Genomic DNA, 24673 nt, shown 5'->3' on the forward strand with positions numbered 1-24673 from the left:
CCACGCTGGCATAGCGCAGACCGCACGCCCTGCAGGGCGGCAGGGCCATGCAGTGACCCAATCCCGCCACGGCGGCGCAGGGTGGTGCAGACACGGCACAATCCCTATCATGACCATTGTTGTTGAAGATCTGGGCCCGGCATCGGAGCCTGCGCCGCGCATGGTGTCGGCGGGTGCTGTTTCCAAGAGCGAGGAGCAGCTGGAGCGCGCCCTGCGCCCCAAGATGCTCGAGGAGTACGTGGGCCAGCAAAAGGCGCGCGAGCAGCTGGAAATCTTCATCGGCGCGGCCCGCAAGCGCGGCGAGGCACTCGACCACGTGCTGTTGTTCGGACCGCCCGGCCTGGGCAAGACCACGCTGTCCCACATCATTGCGGCGGAGCTGGGGGTGAACCTGCGCCAGACCAGCGGTCCGGTGCTGGAAAAGCCCAAGGACCTGGCGGCCCTGCTGACCAACCTTGAAGCCAACGATGTGCTGTTCATCGACGAAATCCACCGGCTCAGCCCCGTGGTGGAAGAAATTCTCTACCCGGCACTGGAGGACTACCAGATCGACATCATGATCGGTGAAGGCCCGGCGGCGCGCAGCATCAAGCTGGACCTGCAGCCCTTCACGCTGGTGGGCGCGACCACGCGGGCCGGCATGCTGACCAACCCGCTGCGGGACCGCTTCGGCATCGTGGCGCGGCTGGAGTTCTATACGCCGGAGGAGCTGGCGCGCATCGTCACCCGCAGCGCCGGTCTGCTGGGCGCGCCCATTGATGTGCCGGGGGCACAGGAGATCGCCAACCGCTCACGCGGCACGCCGCGTATCGCCAACCGCCTGCTGCGCCGGGTGCGTGACTATGCCGAGGTCAAGGGCGACGGCAGCATCACCCAGGACATGGCGCGCAAGGCGCTGTCCATGCTGGATGTGGACCCACGCGGCTTTGACGTGATGGACCGCAAGCTGCTGGAAGCCGTGGTGCACCGCTTTGATGGTGGCCCGGTAGGGGTGGACAACATTGCCGCCAGCATCGGCGAGGATGCCGGCACCATCGAGGACGTGATCGAGCCCTATCTGATCCAGCAAGGCTATCTGCAGCGCACGCCACGCGGGCGCATTGCCACCAAGGCGGCCTACGCCCATCTGGGCCTGGTGCAGCCGCCGTCGGTGGCGGGCGGCTTGTTCGGCGACTGAGTGCTGGCGGGCGCTCGAGGGGGCTGCACTGGGCGCCCTCGGCGGCGGTGCCGGCCGGTGCCTCAGGCCTGCTGGCTGGTTTGCAGCATGCCGTGCACGATCAGCCACTGGGCGGCGTAGTAGGTGCCCAGCACCCCCAGCCCCGCCCAGGCCAGCGGGTGCACAAAGCGGTCGACGGCCAGCAGCGTGTCGCTGAGCATGAACAGCAGCGCCCCATAGGCCACGCAGCGCGCCGCGCGGCTGGCGCGCACCAGGGCTCGGCCCACGGCCTGCGCGGCCATCAGCGCGATCACCAGCACATAGGCGGCCACGGGCAGGCGCAGTTCCGCGGGCAGATGGTCCCACAGCATGCTGTAGACCCCGGCGGCCAGCAGCAGGCAGGCCGCCAGCGGGGTGCGCCGCGGCAGCCAGGGGGCATCCAGCGCAAACAGCCGGATGTAGCAGACATGGGCGCACAGGAACGCCACCAGACCGGGGATGAACAGCCCGTCCAGCATCAGGCAGACATCCCCCGCCAGGCTGAAGGCCAGGGCCGCCAGCAGCCAGTGGCGCGCCCGCAGCCGCCGGGCGCTGCGCGGGGCAAAACGCGGGGCACAGACCGCCAGCAGCGCCGCCACCATGGCCAGCGGCTTGAACAACCGGTGCAGCTCCACCCAGCCGGCCTGGGCCGTGAGCATGGCGCCAGCCCCCACCGCCAGCAGAACCCATTGCCAGACATGGATGCGGCCAGGGGGCATGAAGATGGTGCGCATGGTGGGCAAGGCAAGTGGCATTGGCCGCAGTGTGCCGCGCAACGGCGGGGGCGGCATGGGGTGCTTTCCCCGTGGTGCGCCGCTGCAACGCGTGCCGGCAGTCCGCACAGCTCGCTCGGTCCGCTCTCGGTGGGCGCGGGCATGAAAAAGGCTGCCGAAGCAGCCTGTGTGTGGCGCGGTCGCCTTCAGCTGTCGCTGCCCCGCGCTTCGATGGCGCGGTTGATGCCCAGGGCCGCCAGTGTGCAGATGGCGCCGGACAGCAGGTACAGGCCCACGGCCACCGGGCCGAAGCGCGAGGACAGGCCCAGCGCCACCAGCGGCGCAAAGGCGGCGCCCAGCAGCCAGGCCAGATCGGACGAGTAGGCTGCGCCCACATAGCGCAGGCGGCGGGAGAAATTGGCCGTCACGGTGCCGGAGGACTGGCCGTAGGACAGGCCCAGCAGCACAAAGCCCACCAGGATGAAGGTGTTCTGTCCGGCGCTGCCGCCATCCAGCAGGAAGGGGGCAGCAAAGCTGAACAGACCGATCAGCACCGCCATGGTGCCCAGGGTGTTGCGGCGGCCAAAGCGGTCGGCCAGCTTGCCCGACACCAGAATCCCCAGGCCGGCCAGCAGGCCGCCCAGCACCTGGGTCCAGAGGATGCTGGTGACGCTGTCTTCGCCGAACATGGTCATCCAGGACAGCGGGAACACCGTGACCAGGTGGAACAGAGCAAAGCTGGCCAGGGCCGCCAGGGCGCCGATCAGCACGTTGCGGCCTTCACCGCTGCGCGTCAGCTCGAAGGTGGGTACGGGCTCCAGTTCCAGCTTTTCCAGCAGGCGGGTGTAGGACTGGCCCACCACCAGCCGCAGGCGTGCGAACAGGGCGACCACGTTGATCGCGAAGGCCACGCAGAAGGGGTAGCGCCAGCCCCATTCCACAAACTCTTCGTGGCTCAGCGCCTTGTAGAGGTAGGCAAACAGTGCCGCTGCCACCACAAAGCCCAACGGGGCGCCCAGCTGGCCGATCATGGAATACCAGCCGCGCTTTTCGGGTGGGGCGCTCAGTGCCAGCAGCGACGGCAGGCCATCCCAGGAGCCGCCCAGGGCCAGCCCCTGCAGGATGCGGAACAGCACCAGCAAGGCGATGGCATAGCGGCCCAGGTCAACATAGCCGGGCAGCAGTGCCATGCCCACCGTGGCGGTTCCCAGCAGGAACAGCGAGATGGTCAGCTTGGTGGCACGGCCCCAGCGCTGCTGGATGACCATGGAGATGGCGGTGCCGATGGGGCGGGCGATGAAGGCCAGCGAGAACACGGCAAACGACGCCAGCATGCCGTTGAGCAGGGTGTAGTGGGGGAAGAACACGTGCGGGAACACCAGCACGCAGGCAATGCCGAAGACGAAGAAGTCGAAATACTCGGACGATCGGCCGATGATGACGCCGGCAGCGATTTCGCCGGGAGAAGCCTCTTCGTGCGTGTCGGCGTCGGACAGGTCTTCCGAGCCATGGAAACCGCCAGCAGGTGCGATGTTCGGATAAGCGAGGCCACTCATGAAACACACTCCTATGAGGTTGGTGTGCCTCCCTTCTACGCCCTTGGGCAGGGGCTCGCAATCGGATAAACGGCTTTTTAGGGGAAGTTCCCGATCTTGACGGCCATCAAGTGGCGACGGGCGGCAGCTGGAGGGCGGTCAAGACCCGGCTGTCAGCAGGGTTAGTGGCCAAAGTGCGCTGCCCCGGCGGAGGGTAAGGCGCGTCCTGGGGTTAGTGTGTAAGCGTTAACCCGTGCCGTTCAAGCAGAAAAAAATGCCGTGGAAACAAAGAGTTAAGGACTTTTTGCCGCGAGGGGCATAAAACGCCTAACTGATGTGCTTCGGCCTTGCAATGACCCAGCGCAGGGCTGCGGTGGACAAAATGTCCAATCGCAAAAAACCTTGATCGAAGTAAATTCGCAACGTCTTGTAATCCGCGCCGACATCCGTCTGTGCGTGTCTTTTTGCGTCTATAGCATGTTTCAATCCAAGGAAATCCGTGGGCCCGCGTGGCTCGCGGCGGCCGCCTTGATAGCCAGTCTGACTGGTTGCAGCAAGGCCGTCGTACTCAATCCCGCAGGTGACATCGCAGCCCAGCAGGGCCAGCTGGTGGTGACTGCCACCCTGCTGATGTTGATCATCATCGTGCCGGTGATTCTGTTGACGCTGTTGTTCGCCTGGAAGTATCGCCAGTCGAACACCGAAGCCGAATACGATCCCGAATGGCACCATTCCACGGCCCTGGAGCTGGTGATCTGGAGCGTTCCGCTCATCATCATCATCGCCCTGGGCGCGCTGACCTGGATCAGCACCCACAAGCTCGACCCCTACCGTCCGCTGGACCGTGTGTCTGAAACTAAGGCCTTGGCGCCCGAAATCAAGCCCCTGGAAGTGGAAGTGGTGGCCATGGACTGGAAGTGGCTGTTCTTCCTGCCCGAGCAAGGCATCGCCACGGTGAACGAGCTGGCTGCACCGGTGGATCGCCCGATCCGCTTCAAGCTGACCGCCACCTCCACCATGAATGCGTTCTATGTGCCTGACCTGGCCGGCATGATCTATGCCATGCCCGGCATGGAAACCCAGCTGAATGCGGTGATCAACAAGGAAGGCGTGTTCCACGGCTTGGCATCGCACTACAGCGGTGCCGGTTTTGCCGGCATGACCTTCAAGTTCCACGGTCTGAGCAACGAAGGCTTCGACGCCTGGGTTGCCAAGGCCAAGGCCGAAGGCCAGCCCCTGACCCGTGACGCCTACCTCGACCTGGCCAAGCCCAGCGAGCGGGATCCCGTGAAGCGCTTCTCCAGCGTGGAAGACGGCCTCTACAGCAAGGTGCTGAACCGTTGCGTGGAAGACGGAAAGATGTGCATGCACCACATGATGGCCATCGACGCTGCCGGCGGCGAAGCCTACATGAAGGCCGCAGGTCTGAACCTGCCCCAGGACGTGTGCACGGTCCAGAACGCTGACCGCGTGGTGGCCCTCCTGGACCAACGCGATCAACCGGGTGCTGTGGCACAGCAGTAAGCATTGACGGCGGTCTGGCCTGCGCCTGCGAGCGGGGCCGCCACTTAGCAAGAGACTCGATATGTCTGGAAATACAACCTTGCCCAACGATCCGCTCATCGGGCGGATCAGCTGGGACGCCGTACCGATGGCGCATGAGCCCATCGTGTTATGGACTTTCATCGCCGTGGTCCTGGGTGGCCTGGTGATGATGGCGGCACTGACCAAGTTCCGCCTCTGGGGCCCTCTGTGGCGCGACTGGATCTGCTCGATCGACCACAAGAAGATCGGCATCATGTACATGATCCTGGGTCTGGTCATGTTCCTGCGCGGCTTTGCCGACGCGGCCATGATGCGTCTGCAGCAGGCCATGGCCTTCGGCGACAACCTGGGCTACCTGCCTCCGCACCACTACGACCAGATCTTCACCGCCCACGGCGTGATCATGATCTTCTTCGTGGCCATGCCTTTTGTGACCGGCCTGATGAACTATCTGGTGCCGCTGCAAATCGGTGCGCGTGACGTGTCCTTCCCGTTCCTGAACAACTTCAGCTTCTGGATGACCACGGCCGGTGCCGTGCTGGTGATGATCTCCCTGTTCCTGGGCGAGTTCTCCACCTCGGGCTGGCTGGCACTGTCCAATCTGGGCAACCAGAGCGGAAGCACCGGTCTGGATTACTACATCTGGGCATTGCAGATTGCCGGTGTGGGTACGACGCTGTCGGGTATCAACCTGATCGTCACCATCATCAAGATGCGCGCCCCCGGCATGAACCTGATGAAGATGCCCGTCTTCGTCTGGACCTCGCTGTGCACCAACGCCCTGATCGTGGCGTCCTTCCCCATGCTGACCGCGGCCCTGGTGCTGATGTCGCTGGACCGTTACCTGGGTACCCACTTCTTCTCGAACGACTTCGGTGGCAACGCCATGTTGTACGTGAACCTGATCTGGATCTGGGGTCACCCTGAGGTGTACATCCTGGTGCTGCCGGCTTTCGGCGTGTTCTCGGAAATCGTGGCCACCTTCAGCAAGAAGCGTCTGTTCGGTTACACCTCCATGGTGTACGCGACGGTGTGTATCACCATCCTGTCCTACCTGGTGTGGCTGCACCACTTCTTCACCATGGGTTCGGGCGCCAGCGTGAACACGTTCTTCGGTATCACGACGATGATCATCTCGATCCCGACGGGCGCCAAGATCTTCAACTGGCTGTTCACCATGTACAAGGGCCGCATCAAGTTTGATCTGCCCATGATGTGGACCGTGGCCTTCATGTGCACCTTCGCCATCGGCGGCATGACCGGCGTGCTGCTGGCAGTGCCTCCGGCCGACTTCGTGCTGCACAACTCGCTGTTCCTGATCGCGCACTTCCACAACGTGATCATCGGCGGCGTGGTGTTTGCCGTGTTCGCCGCCATCAACTACTGGTATCCCAAAGCCTTCGGCTACAAGCTGGATGTGTTCTGGGGCAAGTGCTCGTTCTGGCTGTGGCTGGTGGGCTTCTGGGTGGCCTTCACGCCCCTGTACATCCTGGGCCTGATGGGTGTGACCCGCCGTGCCAACCACTTTGAAGATCCGTCGCTGCAGATCTGGTTCATCATCGCTGCGCTGGGCGCCGCCATGATCGCCGCCGGTATCGGCTGCTTCCTGATCCAGCTCGTCGTCAGCTTCTTCAAGCGCGACCAGCTGCGTGACGAGTCCGGCGACCCATGGGGTGGCCGTACGCTGGAGTGGGCCACTTCCTCGCCCCCTCCCCAGTACAACTTTGCCTTCACTCCCGTGGTGCACGACATCGATGCCTGGTGGGACATGAAGAAGCACAGCTACCAACGTCCGCTGACGGGCTTCCAGCCCATCCACATGCCCGCCAACACCGGCGCCGGCGTGGTGATCTCGGGCCTGTCGCTGGTATTGGGCTTTGCGCTGATCTGGCACATCTGGTGGCTGGCAGGCGTGTCGTTCGCAGCCGTGATCGTGGCTTCGATCATCCATACCTTCAACTACAAGCGTGACTTCTACATCCCGGCCGCCGAAGTGGTCGCCACGGAAGAAGCCCGCACTCTGCAGCTCGCTCGCCATGTCTGATATCCGTCATAACGCAGGCGCCGCAGGCGCCCTGGCTCCGCGGGAATACCACCTCGCGCACGAGCCCCATCCAGAGAACGGCACCTCGCTGGGCTTCTGGCTCTACCTGATGAGCGACTGTCTCATCTTCGCTGCCCTGTTCGCCACCTTTGGCGTGCTGGGTCGCAACTATGCCGCCGGCCCCACGGGCAAGGAACTGTTCGACCTGTCGCTGGTGGCCATCAACACGGCCTTCCTGCTGCTGTCGTCCATCACCTTCGGCTTTGCCATGCTGCAAAAGCAAAAGAAGAACGTCAGCGGCACGCTGACCTGGCTGGCCATCACCGGCGTGCTGGGTCTGTGCTTCCTGGGCGTGGAACTCTATGAGTTCCACCACCTGATCCACCAAGGTGCCACGCCCCAGCGCAGCGCCTTCCTGTCGTCGTTCTTCACGCTGGTGGGCACCCACGGCCTGCACGTGACCTTCGGCCTGATCTGGCTGGTCACGCTGATGATCCAGATCAGCAAGCACGGCCTGATCGAAGCCAATGTGCGTCGCATCAACTGCCTGTCGATGTTCTGGCACTTCTTGGACGTCGTCTGGATCGGTGTGTTCACCTTTGTGTATCTGATGGGGGTGCTGTAAATGAGCGCACACGACCTTCACGCCGGTCATGGCGACCATCATGACCACGATGATCTGCACGTCACCATGGGTGACTACGTCAAGGGCTTCATCCTGGCGGTGATCCTGACGGTGATTCCGTTCTACCTGGTGATGAGCGGTGCCATCGAGGATCGCGCCACCGGTCTGGTGGTGCTGGGTGCCTTTGCCATCGTTCAGGTGGTGGTGCACATGGTGTACTTCCTGCACATGAACGGCAAGATCCAGGGTGGCTGGACCATGCTGTCCACCGTCTTCACCGCGGTCTTCCTGGCCATCGCCGTGGCCGGTACGCTGTGGGTGATGTACCAGATGAACGCCCACATGATGCCGACGCACGAGAGCGCTCCGGCAGTCAGCCAGCCCGCCGCGGCGGAAACGGCTGCGCCTGCGGTGCAAGCGCCTGCCGCAAGCGAAGCGGCTGCACCGGCTCCTGCCGAGCAGCCTGCCCATGGTGCCCATGGCAGCAACTAATGACGGTTGAAACTTCGGGGGCGCGCAAGCGCACCCGCTCCACCTTCACGAAGGCGGTGCTCGCGTTAGCGGGCATCGCCCTTTTTATTTCCTTCCTCAGCCTGGGGACGTGGCAGGTGCAGCGGCGCGCATGGAAGCTCGATCTCATCGAGCGCATCGACCAGCGCGTACATGCCCAGCCGGTGGCCGTGCCGTCACCGGCCGACTGGCCCCGGGTCAGCAAGGAAACCCACGAATACCTGCCGGTGTCCGCGCAAGGCCAGTGGCTGGAAGGGCGCAGCGTGCTGACCCAGGCCGTGAGCGAGCTCGGTGCCGGCTTCTGGCTGCTGACGCCGCTGCAGCAGGCCGATGGCTCCCAGGTGCTGGTGAACCGCGGTTTCGTGCCGACCGCAGAGCGCAAGGCGTTTGCCGACCGCATTGCGGCCGCTGCCCCCGGTACCGCCGGTGCCGCCGCCGAGACGGTGGCCGTGACCGGCCTGCTGCGCCTGAGCGAGCCCAAGGGCGGCTTCATGCGCGAGAACGCTGCGGCCGAAGACCGCTGGCATTCGCGCGATGTGGCGGCCATTGCCGCTGCCAAGGGGTTGGCGCAGGCCGCGCCGTTCTTCATCGACCAGGGCCTGCCCGGCCAAGCCGTGGCCGAGAACCAGTGGCCCCGCCCCGGCATGACGGTGATCCAGTTCAGCAACACCCACGCGGTGTACGCGCTGACCTGGTACGGCCTGGCGCTGATGGTGCTGCTGGCCGCCTGGCTGGTGGTGCGCCATGAGCGCCGCGCGCGCGAGGACGCCGCTGCGTAAGAACGTGGGCTGCCTGCGGCTTTCTACCGTCCTGCCGAGGGGATTCCCAACGGCAGGGGTGGTGCCAAGGGCACAGGCAGCGCTTCTTTTTGAGGTACTGGCGCAATAGCCGTATGCACAGCGCCCCCACCCGGCGCAGGGACAACGGGGCGCGGCGCACCTGGGCACAATCATCGGGTGCTGTTTGCTGCCGAACCTTCCTCCTCCCGCGTTGAACGCAACACGGAACGCAAGAACCTGCGCCTGCTGATCCAGCTGCGCTGGCTGGCCGTGGTGGGGCAGGTCATCACCATCTCGCTGGTGCATTCGGGCATGGGCATTGCCCTGCCGCTGCTGCCGATGATGGCCGTGGTCTCGGCCCTGGCGCTGACCAATCTGGGCTATATGCTGTGGCTGCAGTGGCGCCCGGCCACCGTCACGCCCCGGGTGCTGTTCGGGGCCTTGCTGGCCGATGTGGTGGCCCTGGCGCTGCAGCTGTACCTGAGCGGGGGGGTGAACAACCCCTTCATCTATCTGTTCCTGCTGCAGGTCATTCTGGGCACGGTGTTGCTGCGCCCGCAGTACGCCTGGGCCATGGTGGGCATCACCGCCGTCTGTGTGGTGGCGCTGGCGTTCTGCTACCAGCCGCTGCCGGTGGTGCTGGGCGGGGGGCTGCCCAATCTGTACACCCTGGGCCTGCTGATCTGCTTTGCGCTGACCACCATCCTGATGGTGGTGTTCATCACCCAGGTGGTGTCCAACCTGCGCCAGCGCGACAGCCGCCTGGCCGACATGCGCCAGCGCGCCAGCGAGGAAGAGCACATTGTGCGCATGGGCCTGCTGGCCACCGGCGCGGCCCATGAGCTGGGCACGCCGCTGGCCACCATGTCGGTGATCCTGGGGGACTGGCAGCACATGCGCCAGGTGCGCGAGGATGCCGACATGATGGCCGATCTGGCCGAAATGCAGGAACAACTGCTGCGCTGCAAGGCCATCGTCAACGGCGTGCTGCTGTCGGCGGGCGAGACGCGGGCGGCCGGGCTGGAATCGACCACGCTGCTGCAGTTCCTGGAGCAACTGGTGGCGCGCTGGCGCCAGCACCACGAACCCGAGAAATTCTTCTTCACCCACCAGCTCGAACGCGATGTGCCCATCCTCTCGGATACCGCGCTGGAGCAGGTGATTTGCAATGTGCTGGACAATGCTTTCGAGGCATCGCCGCAGGAGGTGCACCTGCACCTGGAACGCAGCGACGACCAGCTGGAACTGGTGGTGCGCGACCTGGGCCCCGGCTTCACCGAGGCCATCCTGGCCAACCTGGGCAAACCCTACCAGTCCACCAAGCAAGGCCGTCCGGGCCGGGGCGTCGGGCTGTTCCTGGTGGTGAACGTGGTGCGCTCCCTGGGCGGCAGCGTGCAGGCCGGCAACCGCATGCACGGCGGTGCCGAGGTGCGCATCCGCCTGCCGCTGGCATCCATCACTCTGGAGAACGACCATGGACACCCCACGCCAATTGCTGCTGGTTGAAGACGATGCCGCCTTCGCCCGTACGCTGGCGCGCTCGTTCGAGCGGCGCGGCTACCAGGTGATCCAGGCCTCCAGCGCGGAAGAGGTGGCCGAGCTGCTGCAGGTGCACCGCCCGCAGTATGCGGTGATGGACCTGAAGCTGGCGGGCAATGCCTCGGGCCTGAGCTGCGTGCAGATGCTGCACCAGCACAACCCCGAGGCGCTGATCGTGGTGCTGACGGGCTTTGCCAGCATTGCCACCGCCGTCGAGGCCGTGAAGCTGGGTGCCTGCCACTACCTGGCCAAGCCGTCCAATACCGACGACATCGAAGCCGCGTTCGGCCGCCTGGAAGGCGATGCCGAGGTGGAGCTGACGGCGCGGGCCACCAGCATCAAGACGCTGGAGTGGGAGCATATCCACGAGACCCTGGCCGAGGTGGATTTCAACATCTCCGAAGCCGCACGCCGGCTGGGCATGCACCGCCGCACCCTCGCCCGCAAGCTGGAAAAACGCAGGGTGAGCTGAGGCTGCTGGCCTGCGCTTCGCAGCGCACAGCACAACAGCACAGATCGCCGTTGAGGCGATGCCGGTCTGCCCGGGTGGATCGGGCCCGCGCCGGGAGGTGTTGGCGGTTTGCCGCACAATCCCCCTGCCTGCGCGTTGGCCACCCCGGGACCGAGGCTGAAGCTGGCGACCCACAAAAAAGCCCGCTGCGGGTACAGCGGGCTGGGGTGTCTGTCGGGCGGAGACCTTTTTTCGGCGTGTCAGTACACCGTGCCCACCAGATAGTGGTCGATCAGCAGGGCGGCAAACACGCCGCTGAGGTGGATCAGCGAGAAGCGGAAGGTCTTGCGTGCCAGCGCGTCGGAATAGTTCATCCACAGGCGCAGCGCATACCAGCTGAAGCCCAGGCACAGCACGCTGGCCACGGCCAGGTAGAGCCAGCCGCTCATGCCGAAGATGACCGGCAGCAGGCAACCGGCAAACAGCACCAGCGTGTACAGCAGGATCTGCAGCTGGGTGTAGCGCGGGCCGTGGGTCACGGGCAGCATGGGCAGGCCGGACTTCTTGTAGTCTTCCACGCGGTACAGCGCCAGGGCCCAGAAGTGGGGCGGGGTCCACAGGAAGATGATCAGGAACAGGATCAGCGCTTCGGGGCCCACATCGCCGGTCATGGCGGCCCAGCCCAGCACGGGAGGCATGGCACCGGACGCGCCGCCGATCACGATGTTCTGGGGGGTGGCGGGCTTGAGCACCACGGTGTAGATCACCGCGTAGCCAATGAAGGTGGCCAATGTCAGCCACATGGTCAGCGTGTTGGTGAAGGCCAGCAGGATGGCCGCACCCACGGTGCACAGCAGGGCCGAGAAGGCCAGTGCCTGCTGCGGCGAGAGCTCGCCCTTGGCCGTGGGGCGCCAGCTGGTGCGCTTCATCCGCGCATCGATATGGCGTTCCACCAGGCAGTTGAAGGCGGCGGCCGCGCCGGCCACCAGCCAGATGCCGATGCAGGCCACGGCCATGTGCACCCACTGGGCGGCGGTGGGCAGGCCGGGGACGGCCAGCACCATGCCGATGAAGGCGCAGAACACGATCAGCTGCACCACGCGGGGCTTGGTCAGGGCGTAGAACTGGGTCCACCGCGACGGGGAGGTAAGGACTTCGGCATTCATGCGCGAGCTCTCCGGGCGCCTTGGGGCGCATGCAAAACAGAAACAGAAGGGGCGGTGCGGGTGGCGGCCAGCGACCAGGTCAGCACCAGCACCAGGGCGGCGGCGCCGCCGGTGTGCAGCACGGCGGCCACCAGGGGCCAGTCCAGCACCACGTTCGACAGGCCGGTGGCCACCTGCAGGGCCAGCAGGCCCAGCAGCCATTTGCGCTGCACGGCCAGCACGGGCTGCTGGCGCAGCTTCCAGGCCAGGGTCAGCAGGGCCACCACCACGGCGTAGGCCAGCAGGCGGTGGACGTAGTGGATGGCGGTCAACGCCTCGAAGTGGATGGGGTTGCCATTGGCCTGCAGGCCCAGCGGGCGCCACAGCTCGAACGCCTGGCTGAAGTCCATGGCCGGCCACCAGCTGCCCTGGCACTGCGGGAAGGTGGTGCAGGCCAGCACGGCGTAGTTGGTGCTCACCCAGCCGCCCAGGGCCGCTTGCAGAAACACCAGGGCCAGGCAGGCCATGGCGCCGTGGCGCAGGGCGGCTGGCAGCGGGGCGGGTGGGATGGCGTTGCCGAACTGCTGGTGGGCCACGGCCTGCACGCACAGCAGCATCAGCAGCACCGTGCCACCCAGCAGGTGCAGGGTGACGATGGCGGGGAAGAGCTTCATGGTCACCGTCAGCGCGCCGAATGCGCCCTGGAGGCAGACCCAGAACAGCGTGAACGAGGCCCAGGCCGGGTGCATGGCCCCGCGCAGCGGGCTGCGCAGGTGCTGGCGCCAGGCCAGCACGGTGAGGGCGATGATCAGCACGCCCACGCCGGTGGCCAGGTAGCGGTGGATCATTTCCACCCAGGCCTTGCCATGGGTGACCGGGCCGGTGGGCATGGCGGTCTGGGCGGCGGTGATTTCCGCGTGTGCGCCCAACGGGCTGGCGTTGCCGTAGCAGCCGGGCCAGTCGGGGCAGCCCAGGCCGGAGTCGGTCAGCCGGGTGAAGGCGCCGAACAGCACCAGATCGAAGGTGAGGAACAGCGTGAGCACCGCCAGCGCCTGCCAGCGGCGCTGGGCCCCGGCATGCCGGTTGCGGCGCCAGACCCACAGCAGGGGCACCAAGGCGATGAGGGTGCCGAGCAGCATCAACTCCAGCACGGGTGCCAGATCGTAGAGTGCCTGCTCGGTCATCAATGCTCCTTGCCTGATAGCTACAACTGCAGGTGGTTCAGACCTGCAGCACAAAATTCGCCCCAACCGGCCAGCGGTCCAGGGTGGCCGGTGAGGGCCGGGGGGGTGTCGCAGAGAAAGGTGGCATGCACCCATCATGGCGTGGGCCCGACAGGCTGTGTGCTGGGGGCAACCCCGCCACGGCCGCACCTTCTGGGACGAAGGTGGTGGCAACCCGGACACGGCAAAGCCGCACCATCCACGGCACGGCGGCACCAAAAAACTGCGCGTTGTTTGATGTGCCGCAATTTTACCGGGCTGCATTGGTGCTTGGTGTGGGCGTGGACAATCTGTCCACACCGGCGCCCTCGAAAAGGGACTCCACGGCGCGGTCCGGCGCATGCACCCTGGCCGCAACGGCCCATGCCGTGGCGGTGCGGCGGCGGTTCCTGTGACAGGTTGTCGAAGAGGGGTTGAAAAAATCTTTTCAACCCGGCGGTACGTCCATCCTTGGGGCGATGCGAGCAGCGTCGCACGGCATGCGCGGATTGAAAAAATCTTTGCAGTCTGCAGGAACGCCGCATACCGGGCGATGGTCTGGTGTTCCACTCACCGCCGGCTTCGTCGCGGTTGCGCGTGCCCGCAGCGCCAGGGTCAGCGCTTGCCCAGCGCGTCCTTGATCTTCTGGTCGGTCTTGTACTGGCTCAGCGCGTAGACGGCCCAGATGGCCGCAGGAATCCAGCCGATCACCGTGATCTGCAGGATCAGGCACAGCAGGCCGGAAAACGGACGGCCGATGGTGAAGAACACGGAGAAAGGCAGCAGCAGGGCCAGAAGCAGTCGCATGGCGTATTCAGTCGGGTCGAAGGGGCAAAGGGGCCGCAGGGTGCGGCCACCGCTGCGCATTATCGGCAGCGGCGGGGTGCGCCGCCGGCGCAAGGTCATCCCTGGGCGGTGTCCCAGGCGGTGCCCACCTGCGCGGCCTGCATGCAGGCGTAGAGCTGGGTGCCGCCATGGTTGGCGCCGGGCCAGACCTGGTAGCTGCAGTCCAGACCGCGCACGGCCGCCAGGGCCGCAGGCAGATCGGCTGTGTTGCCCAGGCCCAGCGCACGCGCTGCCTGGGCGGCGGCTTCGCGCTCGGGATTGGCCGGGTGGTTGGCAGGGCGGCGGCCGGCCAGCTCTTCGCTGCCCTGGCTCAGGTGCAGGCTCAGGGCGCCGGGCAGCGCCTGGCCCTGCTGGCCGTAGCGCGCAATGAAGCGCTGGCATTCCTGTACCACCACCCCATCGCCCCACCACAGCGAGGGGCTGGCTGCCACGTGGCGCTGGAACATGCCGGGGCGCGTGAGCAGGGCGTGTAGCGTGCACAGTCCGCCATAGGAATGGCCGACCAGGGTTTGCCGCTGGGGATGGAGGGGCAGGGCGGCGCGCAGCAGCGGTTGCAGCTGCTGGGCGATGAAGTCCAGGAACACATCGGCCCCGCCCTGGGCGCGGCCCTGGCTGTCGGGGCCCACGCCGTTGTACGGCAGGGTGTAGTCATAGGTGCGGGCGGTGCGGTCGTGCACCTCGCCGCTGTGCTCCGGCAGTGCATGGCCCAGGCCCACGACGACGGCGCTGCCGCTGCGCATTTCCGGTCCGCGGGCGCTGCGGTTGTGTACCAGCTGGGCGATGAAGGGGAACATCAGATTCCCGTCCAGCACATAGATCACCGGCCAGCCGCCAGCCGGTGCCGTGCCCTCCGGGACATACACCAGCACGCGGTGCTGGCGTGCCGCGTTGCTGCCCGGCAGCGGGGCGGCCGGCAGGTCGAAGCTGCGCACCCCCGGCATGGACCAGGGCTGCCAGTGTTGCGCGTTGGACGAAGGCGTCATGGATGCTGTCGATTCCGCCTGGGTGGCACAGCCCGCCAATGCCAGGGCCGGGGCGGCGAGGGCGCCGGTGAGCCAGTCACGGCGGGAAGGGGTATACGGGCTGGAGGCAGACAATTCAGACATGGAGAGCAATCACGGCAAGAGCGAAATACGGGCGCACGGCAGCAGATGCCGTGCATCCGCCGGAGTGTATTTGATATTCATTCGCAATAAGAGCGTGAGCGGCCGGCGATGGCGCTGCAGCTGGGGCGGCAGCGCGGCGGTAGGCCTCTGCAGCGGGCATGCCGTGTGCGCCAGCGACCATGGCGGCGCTGCCCGGACCCGTCGCCCAGGCGGTTGGCCGCCGCAGGCCGGGCGGGCATACTCAGGCGCTTGTGATGAGGAGTTTCCAAGCATGACCACTTTCACCCTGAGCAGTCCCGACATTCCCGCTGGCGGCAGCGTGCCCGCCCACTTCGAGGCCGATGTGTTTGGCTGCGGCGGTCGCAACGAATCGCCCGTGCTGCAGTGGACCGGTGCCCCGGCCGACGCCCAGAGCTTTGCCGTGACCGTGTACGACCCGGACGCACCCACCGGCAGCGGCTGGTGGCACTGGCTGGTGGTGGACCTGCCCGCAGGCACCAGCGAACTGTCGGCCAATGCCGGCGCCAAGGGCAGCAGCACCTTGCCCGCTGGCGCGCGCCAGATGCGCAACGACTACGGTGCCTTTGCCTGGGGCGGCATGTGCCCCCCGCCCGGTGACAAGCCGCACCGCTACATCTTCACCGTGCACGCGCTGTCGGTGCCCAAGCTGGACATCCCGGACGACGCCACGGCCGCGCTGACCGGTTTCATGGTCAACGCCACCACCATCGCCAAGGCGTCGTTCACCTCGACCTACGCCCGTCCGGCGTAAGGGATCGGTTCAGCCGCCCTGCACCGGGCGGCCCATGGCAGACAGCCGGGCTGGAGGATCCAGTCCGGCTGTTTTTTTGTGCGTAGTGCACGCCGGGTGGCGGCCGCTCGCGTTCAGCTGAAGACTTCGTCGCGGGCGCTGTCGGCCAGGTGGGAGACATCGCCCCAGCCGACCAGGCTCAGGCCGCCCGGGGTCCACAGCAGGCGGTTGATAGCGGCGTTGCCGAGTTCCCAGGTGCGCGGGGCCTGCAGGTCCTGGTGGGTGGCCAGGCGGTAGAGCACGTCCATCACGCCGCCGTGCGCCACCAGGGCAATCTGGCCGCCGGTGTGCTGGGCGGCCAGCCGCTCTACCGTGTGCTGGATGCGGCTTTTCAGCATGGCCAGCGATTCGCCCCCGCCATCGGGCACGAAGTCCGGGTCGCGCTTGCGCCAGCGCAGCGCCTGCTCGGGCTGCTCGGCCTCGATTTCCTTGAAGGTGCGGCCTTCGAAGCTGCCGAAGCAGCGTTCGCGCAGACCGCTGTCCAGCACCAGGGGCGCGCCGGTGGTGCCGGCCACGGCCTGGGCGGTGGTCTGGGCGCGGGCCAGGTCGCTGCTGTAGATGGCGTCCAGCCGTTCGCCCGCCAGTGCCTCGCCGGCGCGTGCCGCCTGCCACAGGCCGATGTCGTTGAGCGGAATGTCCAGGTGGCCCTGGATGCGGGCGTCCACGTTCCAGGCGGTTTCGCCGTGGCGGATGGCAATGATGCGGGTGGCTTGCATGCGGAAAAGCCCTGGCACACAGCAGGCTGCGCCGAGGCGGGAAAACCAAGGATCGGTGCGCACCCGCAAGGGCGGCCCGGCGTTCGGCCCATGGGCCTGTCAAACCATTGTCACGCAAAAGCGGCAGGGGGGCTGCGGTCGCGGTTTTGCTGCACTGCATGAGCGAGCGCCGTGTAGGGAAATAGCCCGCATGCAGACCTTTCCGCTAGCCTTGTCTGACATCTTTGGCGGCGCTGCCAGCCTTCGTGGCCTGCGATGCTGTCAGCCGGTGGTCAGCTTGCACGGACGGTACGGTAGCCAAGCCTGCTACAAATAAAAAAGCGTGCAGCGGCCTAGGGAAACTCCCAAAAGCTAACTACTAATTCGAATAAAAAACAAGATATAACATCATTCTGGTTATATGTTGCACTGGCCGGGTACGCATCTTGCTGCCGGCTGCATTCCCTCTCGACTGCCCGTTGCGGGCACTGACCTTTCTCGGAGACTTTCATGACCTTGAAGACCCTGGGCACTGCCCTGCTGGCCGCTGGCCTGTTGACTTCGGTGGGCCTGGCCCAAGCGGACACCGTGCGCTGGGCACGTTCGGCCGACGTGACCACGCTGGACCCCCATGTGTTCAACACCGGCACCAACTTCGTGCTGATGCACCAGATGTATGAAACCCTGGTGAACCGCAGCGCCGACGGCAAGCTGGAGCCCACGCTGGCGCTGTCGTGGAAGATGACCAGCGACCCCAGCGTGTGGGAGTTCAAGCTGCGCCCGAACGTGAAGTTCCATGACGGCACGCCGTTCACCGCCAAGGATGTGGTGTTCTCGCTGAACCGTGCACGGGGCCCGAATGCGCAGGTGAAGTCGCTGCTGGCTTCGGTCGAAGACATCAAGGCCGTGGACGACCTGACGGTGCACGTGAAGACCAAGGGCCCGAACCTGATCTTCCCGAACAACCTGACCAATCTGTTCATCATGAGCGAGAAGTGGTCCAAGGACAACGGCGCCGTGGATACGCAGGACGCCACCAGCAAGACCGAAAACGGTGCCACGCGCGCCGTCAACGGCACCGGCCCCTATGTGCTGGCCAGCCGCGAAGTCGATTCCAAGACGGTGATGAAGCTCAACCCCAACTACTGGGGCAAGGGCAAGGCCCCGCTGCAGGTGACCGAGCTGGTCTATCTGCCCATCAAGTCGCCCGCCACCCGTGTGGCCGCGCTGCTGTCGGGTGAAGTCGACTTTGCCCAGGACATTCCTGCGCAGGACGTGGCACGCCTGAAGCAGGACAGCAAGCTGCGCATCAACGAAGGTCCGGAAAACCGTTCCATCTTCCTGGGCCTGAATGTGGGTGCGCCCGAGCTCAAGAGCAGCAATGTGAAGGGCAAGAACCCGTTTGCCGACCCCAAGGTGCGCCAGGCGGTGGAGCTGGCCATCGACCGCGACGCCATCAAGCGCTCGGTGATGCGCGGCCTGTCCATCCCTTCGGGCGTGATGGCGCCGTCGTTCGTGAATGGCTATGAAAAGGCCATGGCCGCCTATCCCAAGGCGGATGTGGCCAAGGCCAAGGCCCTGCTGGCCGAAGCCGGCTACCCCAACGGCTTTACCGTCACGCTGCACACCCCCAACGACCGCTATGTGAACGATGAAGCCATCAGCACGGCCGTGGCCGGCTTCCTGGGCCGCATCGGCATCAAGACCGAAGTCTCGGCCCGTCCCATCGCCATGCACAGTGTGGGCATCGTGAAGGCGGAAAGCGACTTCTACCTGTACGGCTGGGGCGTTCCCACCTATGACTCGGCCTACATCTTCGACTTCCTGGTCGCCACCCGCGGCAAGGAAGGCCGTGGCGCCCAGAATGCCACGCACTACAGCAATGCCGAGCTGGACAACAAGATCATCTCGCTCTCGTCCGAAAGCGACAAGGCCAGGCGCGATGCCACGATCAAGCAGATCTGGGACGTGGTGCAGAAGGAGCGTTTCTACATTCCGCTGCATGACCAGGTGATCCACTTCGCGTCGGTCAAGAAGATCAACGTGCCGGTGCACCCTGACAACGTGCTGCACTTCAAAGACGTCAAGTTCGTGAAGTAAAAGTCTATGCTGGTCCATCTGCTGCGCAGGCTGGGCCAGTCAGTCTTGGTACTGCTGGCCGTCTCCTTTATTTCCTTCATGGTGTTCCGCCACATCGGCGATCCCACCATCAGCCTGCTGGGCGAGGACGCAACGCTCGAAGAGCGCGAAGCGCTCACCGAAGAGCTGGGTTTCAACAAGTCCGTTCCCCTGCAGTACCTGCACTATGTGGGCAAGGTGCTGCAGGGCGATCTGGGCATTTCCTACCGGCTCAAGCGGCCGGTGGCCGACATCATTGCCGAGCGTCTGCCCGCCACGCTGGAGCTGGCGTTGACCGCGGCGGTCTTTGCGCTGCTCATCGGTGTGGTGCTGGGGGTGTACACCGCGCTGCGGCGTGAAGGCTTTTTCAGCCGCGCCATCATGACGGTGTCGCTGGTGGGGGTGTCGCTGCCCACCTTCCTGATCGGCATCGGCCTGATCTACCTGTTTGCGGTGGAGCTGCGCTGGCTGCCCTCGTTCGGACGGGGCGAGACGGTGAAGATCGGCGGCTGGGAAACCGGGCTGCTGACCGCCTCCGGCCTGGCGGCCATCATCATGCCCGCCATCACGCTGGGCTTCTACAACATGACCTTGATCATGCGGCTGGTGCGGGCCGAGATGCTGGAGGTGCTGCGCTCCGACTACATCCGCTTCGGTCGTGCACGCGGCCTGAAGGAACGGGATCTGTATTTCGGCCATGCGCTGCGCAACACGCTGATTCCCGTCATCACCATTGCCGGTCTGCAGATCGGCTCGCTGATCGCCTTTGCCATCGTCACCGAAACCGTGTTCCAGTGGCCGGGTGTGGGCCTGCTGTTCATTTCCTCCATCCAGGGCGTGGACGTGCCCTTGATCGCCGCCTACCTGATGTTCATTGCGCTGCTGTACGTGGTGATCAATCTGCTGGTGGACTTTTTGTACGTGCTGGTGGACCCCCGCCTGCGAAAGAAATAAGGGGGCAGCATGACTGACACCGTGAAACAAGAAGTGGCGCAGCCGCTGCCGCGCGGCTGGAAGGCCAGCGATTCGCCGGTCAAGCGCGCCTTTGCCAAGTCGCGCCTGGTGCAGGTGGCCTGCGGCACGCTGCTGCTGATCGTGCTGGCCACCATCTTTGCGCCTTTGCTGGCCTGGCAGAACCCGTTCGATCCGGCCAACCTGGATTTGATGGATGCCTTCACCGCTCCCTGGAGCCAGGGCATGGGCGAGGCCTTCTACCCGCTGGGCGCGGACGACCAGGGCCGCGATGTGTTCAGCGCCATCCTGTATGGCCTGCGCATGTCGGTCTTTGTGGGCGTGTCCGCCGTGGCGCTGTCGCTGATCATCGGCGTGCCGCTGGGGCTGATCGCCGGCTACGCCGGCGGCTGGTTCGACACGCTGCTGATGCGCATCGCCGACATCCAGCTCACCTTCCCGGTGATCCTGGTGGCCCTGCTGATCTTCGGCATTGCCCGCGGCCTGCTGCCCGAGGGCTACCGCGACGACATGGCGGTGTTCGTGATCATCGTGGCCATCGGCCTGTCGGACTGGGTGCAGTACGCCCGTACCGTGCGCGGTGCGGTAATGGTGGAAAAGCAGAAGGATTATGTGCTGGCCGCCCAGCTGATCGGCCGTTCGCAGACTGCCATCCTGACCAAGCACATCCTGCCCAACCTGCTGGCGCCGATCCTGGTGATTGCGACCATCAGCTTTGCCCACGCCATCGTGGCGGAATCCACGCTGTCCTATCTGGGCGTGGGCCTGCCGCCCACTTCGCCTTCGCTGGGGACCTTGATCCGCATCGGCCAGGGCTTTCTGTTCTCGGGGGAGTGGTGGATCCTGCTGTTCCCCTCGCTGGTGCTGCTGGCGCTGGCGCTGTCCGTCAACCTGGTCGGCGACTGGCTGCGTGACGCCCTGAACCCCAAGCTGCAATGACCATGACCACTGACACCATCCCTACCGTGGCTGACGGTGATGTGCCCGTGCTGCGGGTGCGCCACCTCAGCGTCACCTTCGATACCTACAAGGGCCCGGTGCATGTGCTGCACGACGTGTCCTTCGACATTGCGCGCGGCGAAATCCTGGGCGTGGTGGGCGAATCGGGCGCAGGCAAGTCCATGACCGGCTCGGCCGTCACCGGCTTGATCGAACCGCCGGGCCGCATCTCCGGCGGCACGGTCGAGCTGTTTGGTCAGCGCATCGACCAGCTCACCGGCGAAGACCTGCGGCGCATCCGCGGCAAGCGCATCGGCACCATCTTCCAGGACCCGCTGACCAGCCTGAACCCGGTCTACACCGTGGGCCGACACCTGGTGGAAACCATCCGCACCCATTTGCCCGTCAGCGAGAAAGAGGCCGAGGCCCGCGCGCTGGCGCTGCTGGAGGAAGTGGAGATTCCCCATGCCAAGGAACGCCTGGCGCAGTACCCGCACCAGTTTTCCGGCGGCATGCGCCAGCGGGTGGCGATTGCGCTGGCGCTGTGCGCCGAGCCCGAGCTGATCATTGCCGACGAGCCCACCACGGCGCTCGACGTGTCCGTGCAGGCACAGATCATTGCCTTGCTGCGCAAGGTCTGCAAGGAGCGCGGTGCCGCAGCCATGCTGATCACCCACGATATGGGCGTGATCGCCGAGACGGCCGACCGTGTGATGGTGATGTACCAGGGCCGTGTGCTGGAGACCGGCCCCGTGCGCCAGGTGCTGGATGCGCCGCACGAGCCCTACACCCAGGTGCTGATGGCGGCCATTCCCAGCGTGCACCAGCGCGTGGTGCGCCTGCCGGTGCCCGAAGTGGGGGGCGGACCCGTTCCGGCGGCCGTGCCGTGGACGCCCAAGGCAACGGCTGCGGAGGCCCAGGGGGCCGGTGCGAAGCCGCTGCTGGAGGTGCAGAACCTGGGCAAGGACTACGACCTGTCCAGCGGCTGGCTGGCCCGGCTGCTGGCGCGCGAGGAGAAGAAGATCCTCAAGGCCGTAGACGGTGTGTCCTTCAGCATCCGCAAGGGCACGACGTTTGGCCTGGTGGGGGAGTCCGGCTCGGGCAAGTCCACCGTGGCACGCATGGTGGCGGGGCTGACGCCGCCCACGCGCGGCACCATCCTGTTCGACGGCGTGGACAAGTGGAGCCCCGCGGCCCAGACCGTGGCCATGCGCCGGCGTTTCCAGATGATCTTCCAGGACCCGTATGCCAGCCTGAACCCCCGTTGGACGGTGGAGGAGCTGATTGCCGAGCCACTGCAGGTGCTGGGCATCACCCGCAACAAGGACGAAACCGCTGCACGCGTGCAGGAGGCGCTGCGCCGCGTGCGCATGAAGCCGGACGACGCCAAGAAGTACCCGCACCAGTTCTCCGGCGGGCAACGCCAGCGTATCGCTGTGGCGCGTGCCCTGGCCAGCCAGCCTGAATTCATCATCTGCGATGAGCCCACGTCCGCGCTGGACGTGTCGGTGCAGGCCCAGGTGCTGAACCTGATGCGCGATCTGCAGGACGAGTTCGGCCTGACCTATCTGCTCATCAGCCACAACCTGGCGGTGATCCGCCACATGTGCGACGACATCGGCGTGATGCAGCGCGGCAAGCTGGTGGAAGCCGGTGAGGCCGCTGCCGTGCTCGACGCCCCGCAGCATGCCTACACCCGCGAGCTGATGGCGGCGATTCCGGACATTGCCCACGTGCATGCCTGAACCCGGTGCCCGTCATGGACGGGCACCGCTGCCAGCCCCCTCCAACGAGGCACCGGCCTGCGGCTGCAGCGCCGCGCGGGGTCAGTCCTGTGCCCTGTCCTGTGTGGCGGCCTCGGGGTTGACGAGCTGCGTGCGCAGCGTGGTCAGGATTTCTTCGGACAGCGCCGGGTTGCCGGCCGCCGTGGCGCGTGCCAGCACCAATGCGCCCACCATGCTGGACAGCATGGTGATGGTGCGTGCGCGTTCCTCGGGCGTGGCAGGGCGTTGGTCGCGTGCGCTGGCAGGCATCAGGGCGCGGGCAAAGCGCTGGATGTTCTGCTCCACGCCCTGGGCAAACACCGCTGACATCTCCGGCCCGGCGCGGGCCGCATCCACGGCCAGCGCCGCAGCAGGGCAGCCGTTGCCAGGGTGGTCGCGGTGGGTGGTGGACAGGTAGCTGTCCACCAGGGACTGCAGCAACTGCTCGGGCCCGGCGTCAGCGCGCGGTGTGTCCAGCGCCTCCAACGGCGTGATGGTCCAGTCGAAGGCCCGCAGGCAGGCCTCGCGCGCCAAGGCATCCTTGGACTCGAAATGGCGGTACAGCCCGCCGTGGGTCAGGCCGGCGTCGCGGGTGATGTCGGCCACGCCGACGCCGGCCAACCCGTGCTCCCGGTACAGGCGGGCGGCGGCATCGACGATGCCGGCGCGGTTCTCTGCAGCTTGTGCCTTGGATACTTTCATGGTTTTAGATGATGCTAATCATCAAAACAATTATGATGATGCCTCTCATCATAAGTGCCGGGCTTCCCGGCTGCCTACCATGAAGCAGTTTTCCCTCTCCATTGCCCTGCCGCTTGTGGCGCCGATGCTGGCCGGAGGCCGGGCATGAGCCGCCGCGTCGTGATCACCGGCCTGGGGCTGGTCTCGCCCCTGGGCTGTGGCGTGGAGCTGGCCTGGCAGCGTCTGCAGGCCGGGCAGTCCGGCATCCGTGCGCTGGATGCGGCCGTGTGCGACGGCATCGACACCCGCATCGGCGGACGCGTCCCGGGTCTGGAAGAAGACCCCGAAGGGGGCTGGAACGCCGATGCCGTGGTGTCGGCCAAGGACCAGCGGCGCATGGACCGCTTCATCACGTTCGCACTCGGGGCGGCGGACCAGGCGCTGGCCCAGGCCGGCTGGCACCCGCAGGACGAGGTGGCGCGGCAGCGCACGGCCACGGTGATTGCATCCGGCATTGGCGGCTTCGGGGCGATTGCCGACGCCGTGCGCACCACCGACACCCGGGGACCGGGGCGGTTGTCGCCCTTCACGGTGCCGTCGTTTCTGGTGAACCTGGCGGCCGGTCATGTGTCGATACGCCATGGTTTCAAGGGACCGATTGGCGCGCCCGTCACCGCCTGTGCGGCCAGCATCCAGGCCGTGGGCGATGCGGCGCGGCTGATCCGGGCGGGCGAGGCCGATGTGGCCTTGTGCGGCGGCAGCGAAGCCTGTATCGACCGAGTCAGCCTGGGCGGCTTTGCGGCGGCCAAGGCGCTGTCCAGCGGCTTCAACGACCAGCCTGAAAAGGCCTCGCGCCCCTTCGATGCAGCACGGGACGGCTTTGTGATGGGCGAGGGTGCCGGCATGCTGGTGCTGGAGTCGCTGGAGCATGCACTGGCCCGTGGTGCCCAGCCGCTGGCCGAAGTGCTGGGCTACGGCACCTCGGCCGACGCGTACCACATCACCGCCGGCCCCGAGAGCGGGGAAGGTGCGTTGCGGGCCATGCAGGCGGCGCTGGCCCAGGCCGGTCTGCAGCCTGGGCAGATCCAGCACCTGAACGCCCATGCCACGTCCACCCCGGTGGGGGACCGGGGCGAGCTGGCGGCCATCCGGACCCTGTTTGGCGCCGCCATGGCGCAAGGCCAGGGGCCGGCCATCACCGCCACCAAATCCGCCATCGGGCATTTGCTGGGGGCGGCTGGGGGCGTGGCCAGTGTGTTCACCGTGCTCGCGCTGCGCGACCAGACCGTGCCACCGCTGCTGAATCTGGCGCAGCCCGATGCCTGGGCTGAGGGCATGGACCTGGTGCGTGGCCAGGCACGGCCGGTGGCCATGGCGCATGCGCTGCTCAACGGTTTTGGCTTTGGCGGTGTCAATGCCTCGCTGGTGCTGGGGCGCTACCCGGGCTGAGCCTCGGGGC

Annotated in this window: 23 protein-coding genes; 15 read left to right on the plus strand and 8 right to left on the minus strand. The window is 66.1% G+C overall.

Going from position 1 to position 24673, the window contains the following annotated elements; all coding sequences use genetic code 11:
• Window positions 1-109: 109 nt before the first annotated feature.
• Window positions 110-1177 carry a Holliday junction branch migration DNA helicase RuvB gene (ruvB, locus tag KW830_RS19985; RefSeq protein WP_066541105.1) on the plus strand — a complete coding sequence of 356 codons (1068 nt, stop codon included), beginning with the start codon at window positions 110-112 and terminating at the stop codon, window positions 1175-1177.
• 62 nt (window positions 1178-1239) lie between these two features.
• On the opposite strand, the gene KW830_RS19990 is transcribed toward ruvB, so the two are convergent.
• Entirely contained in the window at window positions 1240-1929 is a 690-nt protein-coding gene (locus tag KW830_RS19990) for a lysoplasmalogenase (protein WP_218334179.1), read from the minus strand.
• A gap of 185 nt (window positions 1930-2114) precedes the next feature.
• Complete coding sequence (locus KW830_RS19995) at window positions 2115-3464, minus strand: MFS transporter (RefSeq protein ID WP_066541101.1); 1350 nt, start codon at window positions 3462-3464, stop codon at window positions 2115-2117.
• 456 nt (window positions 3465-3920) lie between these two features.
• On the opposite strand from KW830_RS19995, the gene cyoA reads away from it, so the two are divergent.
• The 7 genes from cyoA to KW830_RS20030 all read left to right on the plus strand — a co-directional run bounded on the left by cyoA (window position 3921) and on the right by KW830_RS20030 (window position 10957).
• Window positions 3921-4967 carry a ubiquinol oxidase subunit II gene (gene cyoA, locus KW830_RS20000; protein WP_066541099.1) on the plus strand — a complete coding sequence of 349 codons (1047 nt, stop codon included), beginning with the start codon at window positions 3921-3923 and terminating at the stop codon, window positions 4965-4967.
• A gap of 61 nt (window positions 4968-5028) precedes the next feature.
• Window positions 5029-7032: a cytochrome o ubiquinol oxidase subunit I gene (gene cyoB / locus KW830_RS20005; RefSeq protein ID WP_115594617.1), complete on the plus strand. Its 2004-nt coding sequence runs from the start codon at window positions 5029-5031 to the stop codon at window positions 7030-7032.
• Window positions 7025-7657 carry a cytochrome o ubiquinol oxidase subunit III gene (gene cyoC / locus KW830_RS20010; RefSeq protein WP_218334180.1) on the plus strand — a complete coding sequence of 211 codons (633 nt, stop codon included), beginning with the start codon at window positions 7025-7027 and terminating at the stop codon, window positions 7655-7657. The genes cyoB and cyoC overlap by 8 nt, the downstream gene beginning before the upstream one ends.
• Window positions 7658-8149 carry a cytochrome o ubiquinol oxidase subunit IV gene (cyoD, locus tag KW830_RS20015; protein ID WP_218334181.1) on the plus strand — a complete coding sequence of 164 codons (492 nt, stop codon included), beginning with the start codon at window positions 7658-7660 and terminating at the stop codon, window positions 8147-8149.
• Complete coding sequence (locus KW830_RS20020) at window positions 8149-8946, plus strand: SURF1 family protein (protein WP_218334182.1); 798 nt, start codon at window positions 8149-8151, stop codon at window positions 8944-8946. Before cyoD ends, KW830_RS20020 begins: the two co-directional genes overlap by 1 nt.
• Before the next feature lie 177 nt (window positions 8947-9123).
• Window positions 9124-10452: an ATP-binding protein gene (locus KW830_RS20025; protein WP_227657834.1), complete on the plus strand. Its 1329-nt coding sequence runs from the start codon at window positions 9124-9126 to the stop codon at window positions 10450-10452.
• Complete coding sequence (locus KW830_RS20030) at window positions 10421-10957, plus strand: response regulator transcription factor (RefSeq protein WP_218334183.1); 537 nt, start codon at window positions 10421-10423, stop codon at window positions 10955-10957. Before KW830_RS20025 ends, KW830_RS20030 begins: the two co-directional genes overlap by 32 nt.
• Before the next feature lie 239 nt (window positions 10958-11196).
• Here the strand turns inward: KW830_RS20030 and cyoE are convergent, their stop codons facing one another.
• The 4 genes from cyoE to KW830_RS20050 form a co-directional block, all read right to left on the minus strand.
• Entirely contained in the window at window positions 11197-12102 is a 906-nt protein-coding gene (gene cyoE, locus KW830_RS20035; RefSeq protein ID WP_066541085.1) for a heme o synthase, read from the minus strand.
• Complete coding sequence (locus tag KW830_RS20040; protein WP_218334184.1) at window positions 12099-13265, minus strand: heme A synthase; 1167 nt, start codon at window positions 13263-13265, stop codon at window positions 12099-12101. The genes cyoE and KW830_RS20040 overlap by 4 nt, the downstream gene beginning before the upstream one ends.
• Window positions 13266-13898: 633 nt before the next feature.
• Window positions 13899-14090, minus strand: a complete 192-nt coding sequence (locus tag KW830_RS20045; protein ID WP_066541081.1) for a YqaE/Pmp3 family membrane protein — start codon at window positions 14088-14090, stop codon at window positions 13899-13901.
• Between the two features lie 95 nt (window positions 14091-14185).
• A complete protein-coding gene (locus KW830_RS20050) occupies window positions 14186-15235 on the minus strand; it encodes an alpha/beta hydrolase (protein ID WP_218334185.1) in 1050 nt (349 codons plus the stop codon).
• A gap of 271 nt (window positions 15236-15506) precedes the next feature.
• Here KW830_RS20050 and KW830_RS20055 point away from each other — a divergent pair, with 271 nt between their 5' ends.
• Window positions 15507-16007, plus strand: a complete 501-nt coding sequence (locus KW830_RS20055) for a YbhB/YbcL family Raf kinase inhibitor-like protein (RefSeq protein ID WP_218334186.1) — start codon at window positions 15507-15509, stop codon at window positions 16005-16007.
• Between the two features lie 113 nt (window positions 16008-16120).
• Here KW830_RS20055 and KW830_RS20060 read toward each other — a convergent pair whose 3' ends face one another.
• Window positions 16121-16762, minus strand: coding sequence for a histidine phosphatase family protein (locus KW830_RS20060; RefSeq protein ID WP_066541073.1), 642 nt, complete (start codon window positions 16760-16762; stop codon window positions 16121-16123).
• A 489-nt stretch (window positions 16763-17251) separates the two neighbouring features.
• Between KW830_RS20060 and KW830_RS20065 the strand changes: the two genes are divergently transcribed.
• Genes KW830_RS20065 through KW830_RS20080 form a run of 4 tightly spaced genes read left to right on the plus strand, consistent with a single transcriptional unit; the run spans window position 17252 to window position 22515 of the window.
• Window positions 17252-18841, plus strand: a complete 1590-nt coding sequence (locus KW830_RS20065) for an ABC transporter substrate-binding protein (protein WP_218334187.1) — start codon at window positions 17252-17254, stop codon at window positions 18839-18841.
• 6 nt (window positions 18842-18847) lie between these two features.
• Complete coding sequence (locus KW830_RS20070; protein WP_218334188.1) at window positions 18848-19813, plus strand: ABC transporter permease; 966 nt, start codon at window positions 18848-18850, stop codon at window positions 19811-19813.
• A gap of 9 nt (window positions 19814-19822) precedes the next feature.
• Window positions 19823-20770, plus strand: a complete 948-nt coding sequence (locus KW830_RS20075; RefSeq protein ID WP_066541067.1) for an ABC transporter permease — start codon at window positions 19823-19825, stop codon at window positions 20768-20770.
• Window positions 20767-22515 carry an ABC transporter ATP-binding protein gene (locus tag KW830_RS20080; protein WP_255578889.1) on the plus strand — a complete coding sequence of 583 codons (1749 nt, stop codon included), beginning with the start codon at window positions 20767-20769 and terminating at the stop codon, window positions 22513-22515. The genes KW830_RS20075 and KW830_RS20080 overlap by 4 nt, the downstream gene beginning before the upstream one ends.
• 81 nt (window positions 22516-22596) lie before the next feature.
• Here the strand turns inward: KW830_RS20080 and KW830_RS20085 are convergent, their stop codons facing one another.
• Window positions 22597-23235 (minus strand): TetR/AcrR family transcriptional regulator, encoded by a 639-nt coding sequence (locus KW830_RS20085; protein ID WP_066541061.1) that lies wholly within the window; start codon window positions 23233-23235, stop codon window positions 22597-22599.
• Between KW830_RS20085 and KW830_RS20090 the strand changes: the two genes are divergently transcribed.
• Together KW830_RS20090 and fabF are read left to right on the plus strand one after the other, a co-directional pair.
• Window positions 23234-23383 (plus strand): hypothetical protein, encoded by a 150-nt coding sequence (locus tag KW830_RS20090; protein ID WP_172591763.1) that lies wholly within the window; start codon window positions 23234-23236, stop codon window positions 23381-23383. The genes KW830_RS20085 and KW830_RS20090 overlap by 2 nt on opposite strands.
• Window positions 23380-24663, plus strand: coding sequence for a beta-ketoacyl-ACP synthase II (fabF, locus tag KW830_RS20095; RefSeq protein WP_218334189.1), 1284 nt, complete (start codon window positions 23380-23382; stop codon window positions 24661-24663). Before KW830_RS20090 ends, fabF begins: the two co-directional genes overlap by 4 nt.
• Window positions 24664-24673: the final 10 nt, after the last annotated feature.

Source organism: Comamonas sp. CMM03, from assembly GCF_019218715.1.
GTDB lineage: Bacteria > Pseudomonadota > Gammaproteobacteria > Burkholderiales > Burkholderiaceae_C > Comamonas > Comamonas terrigena.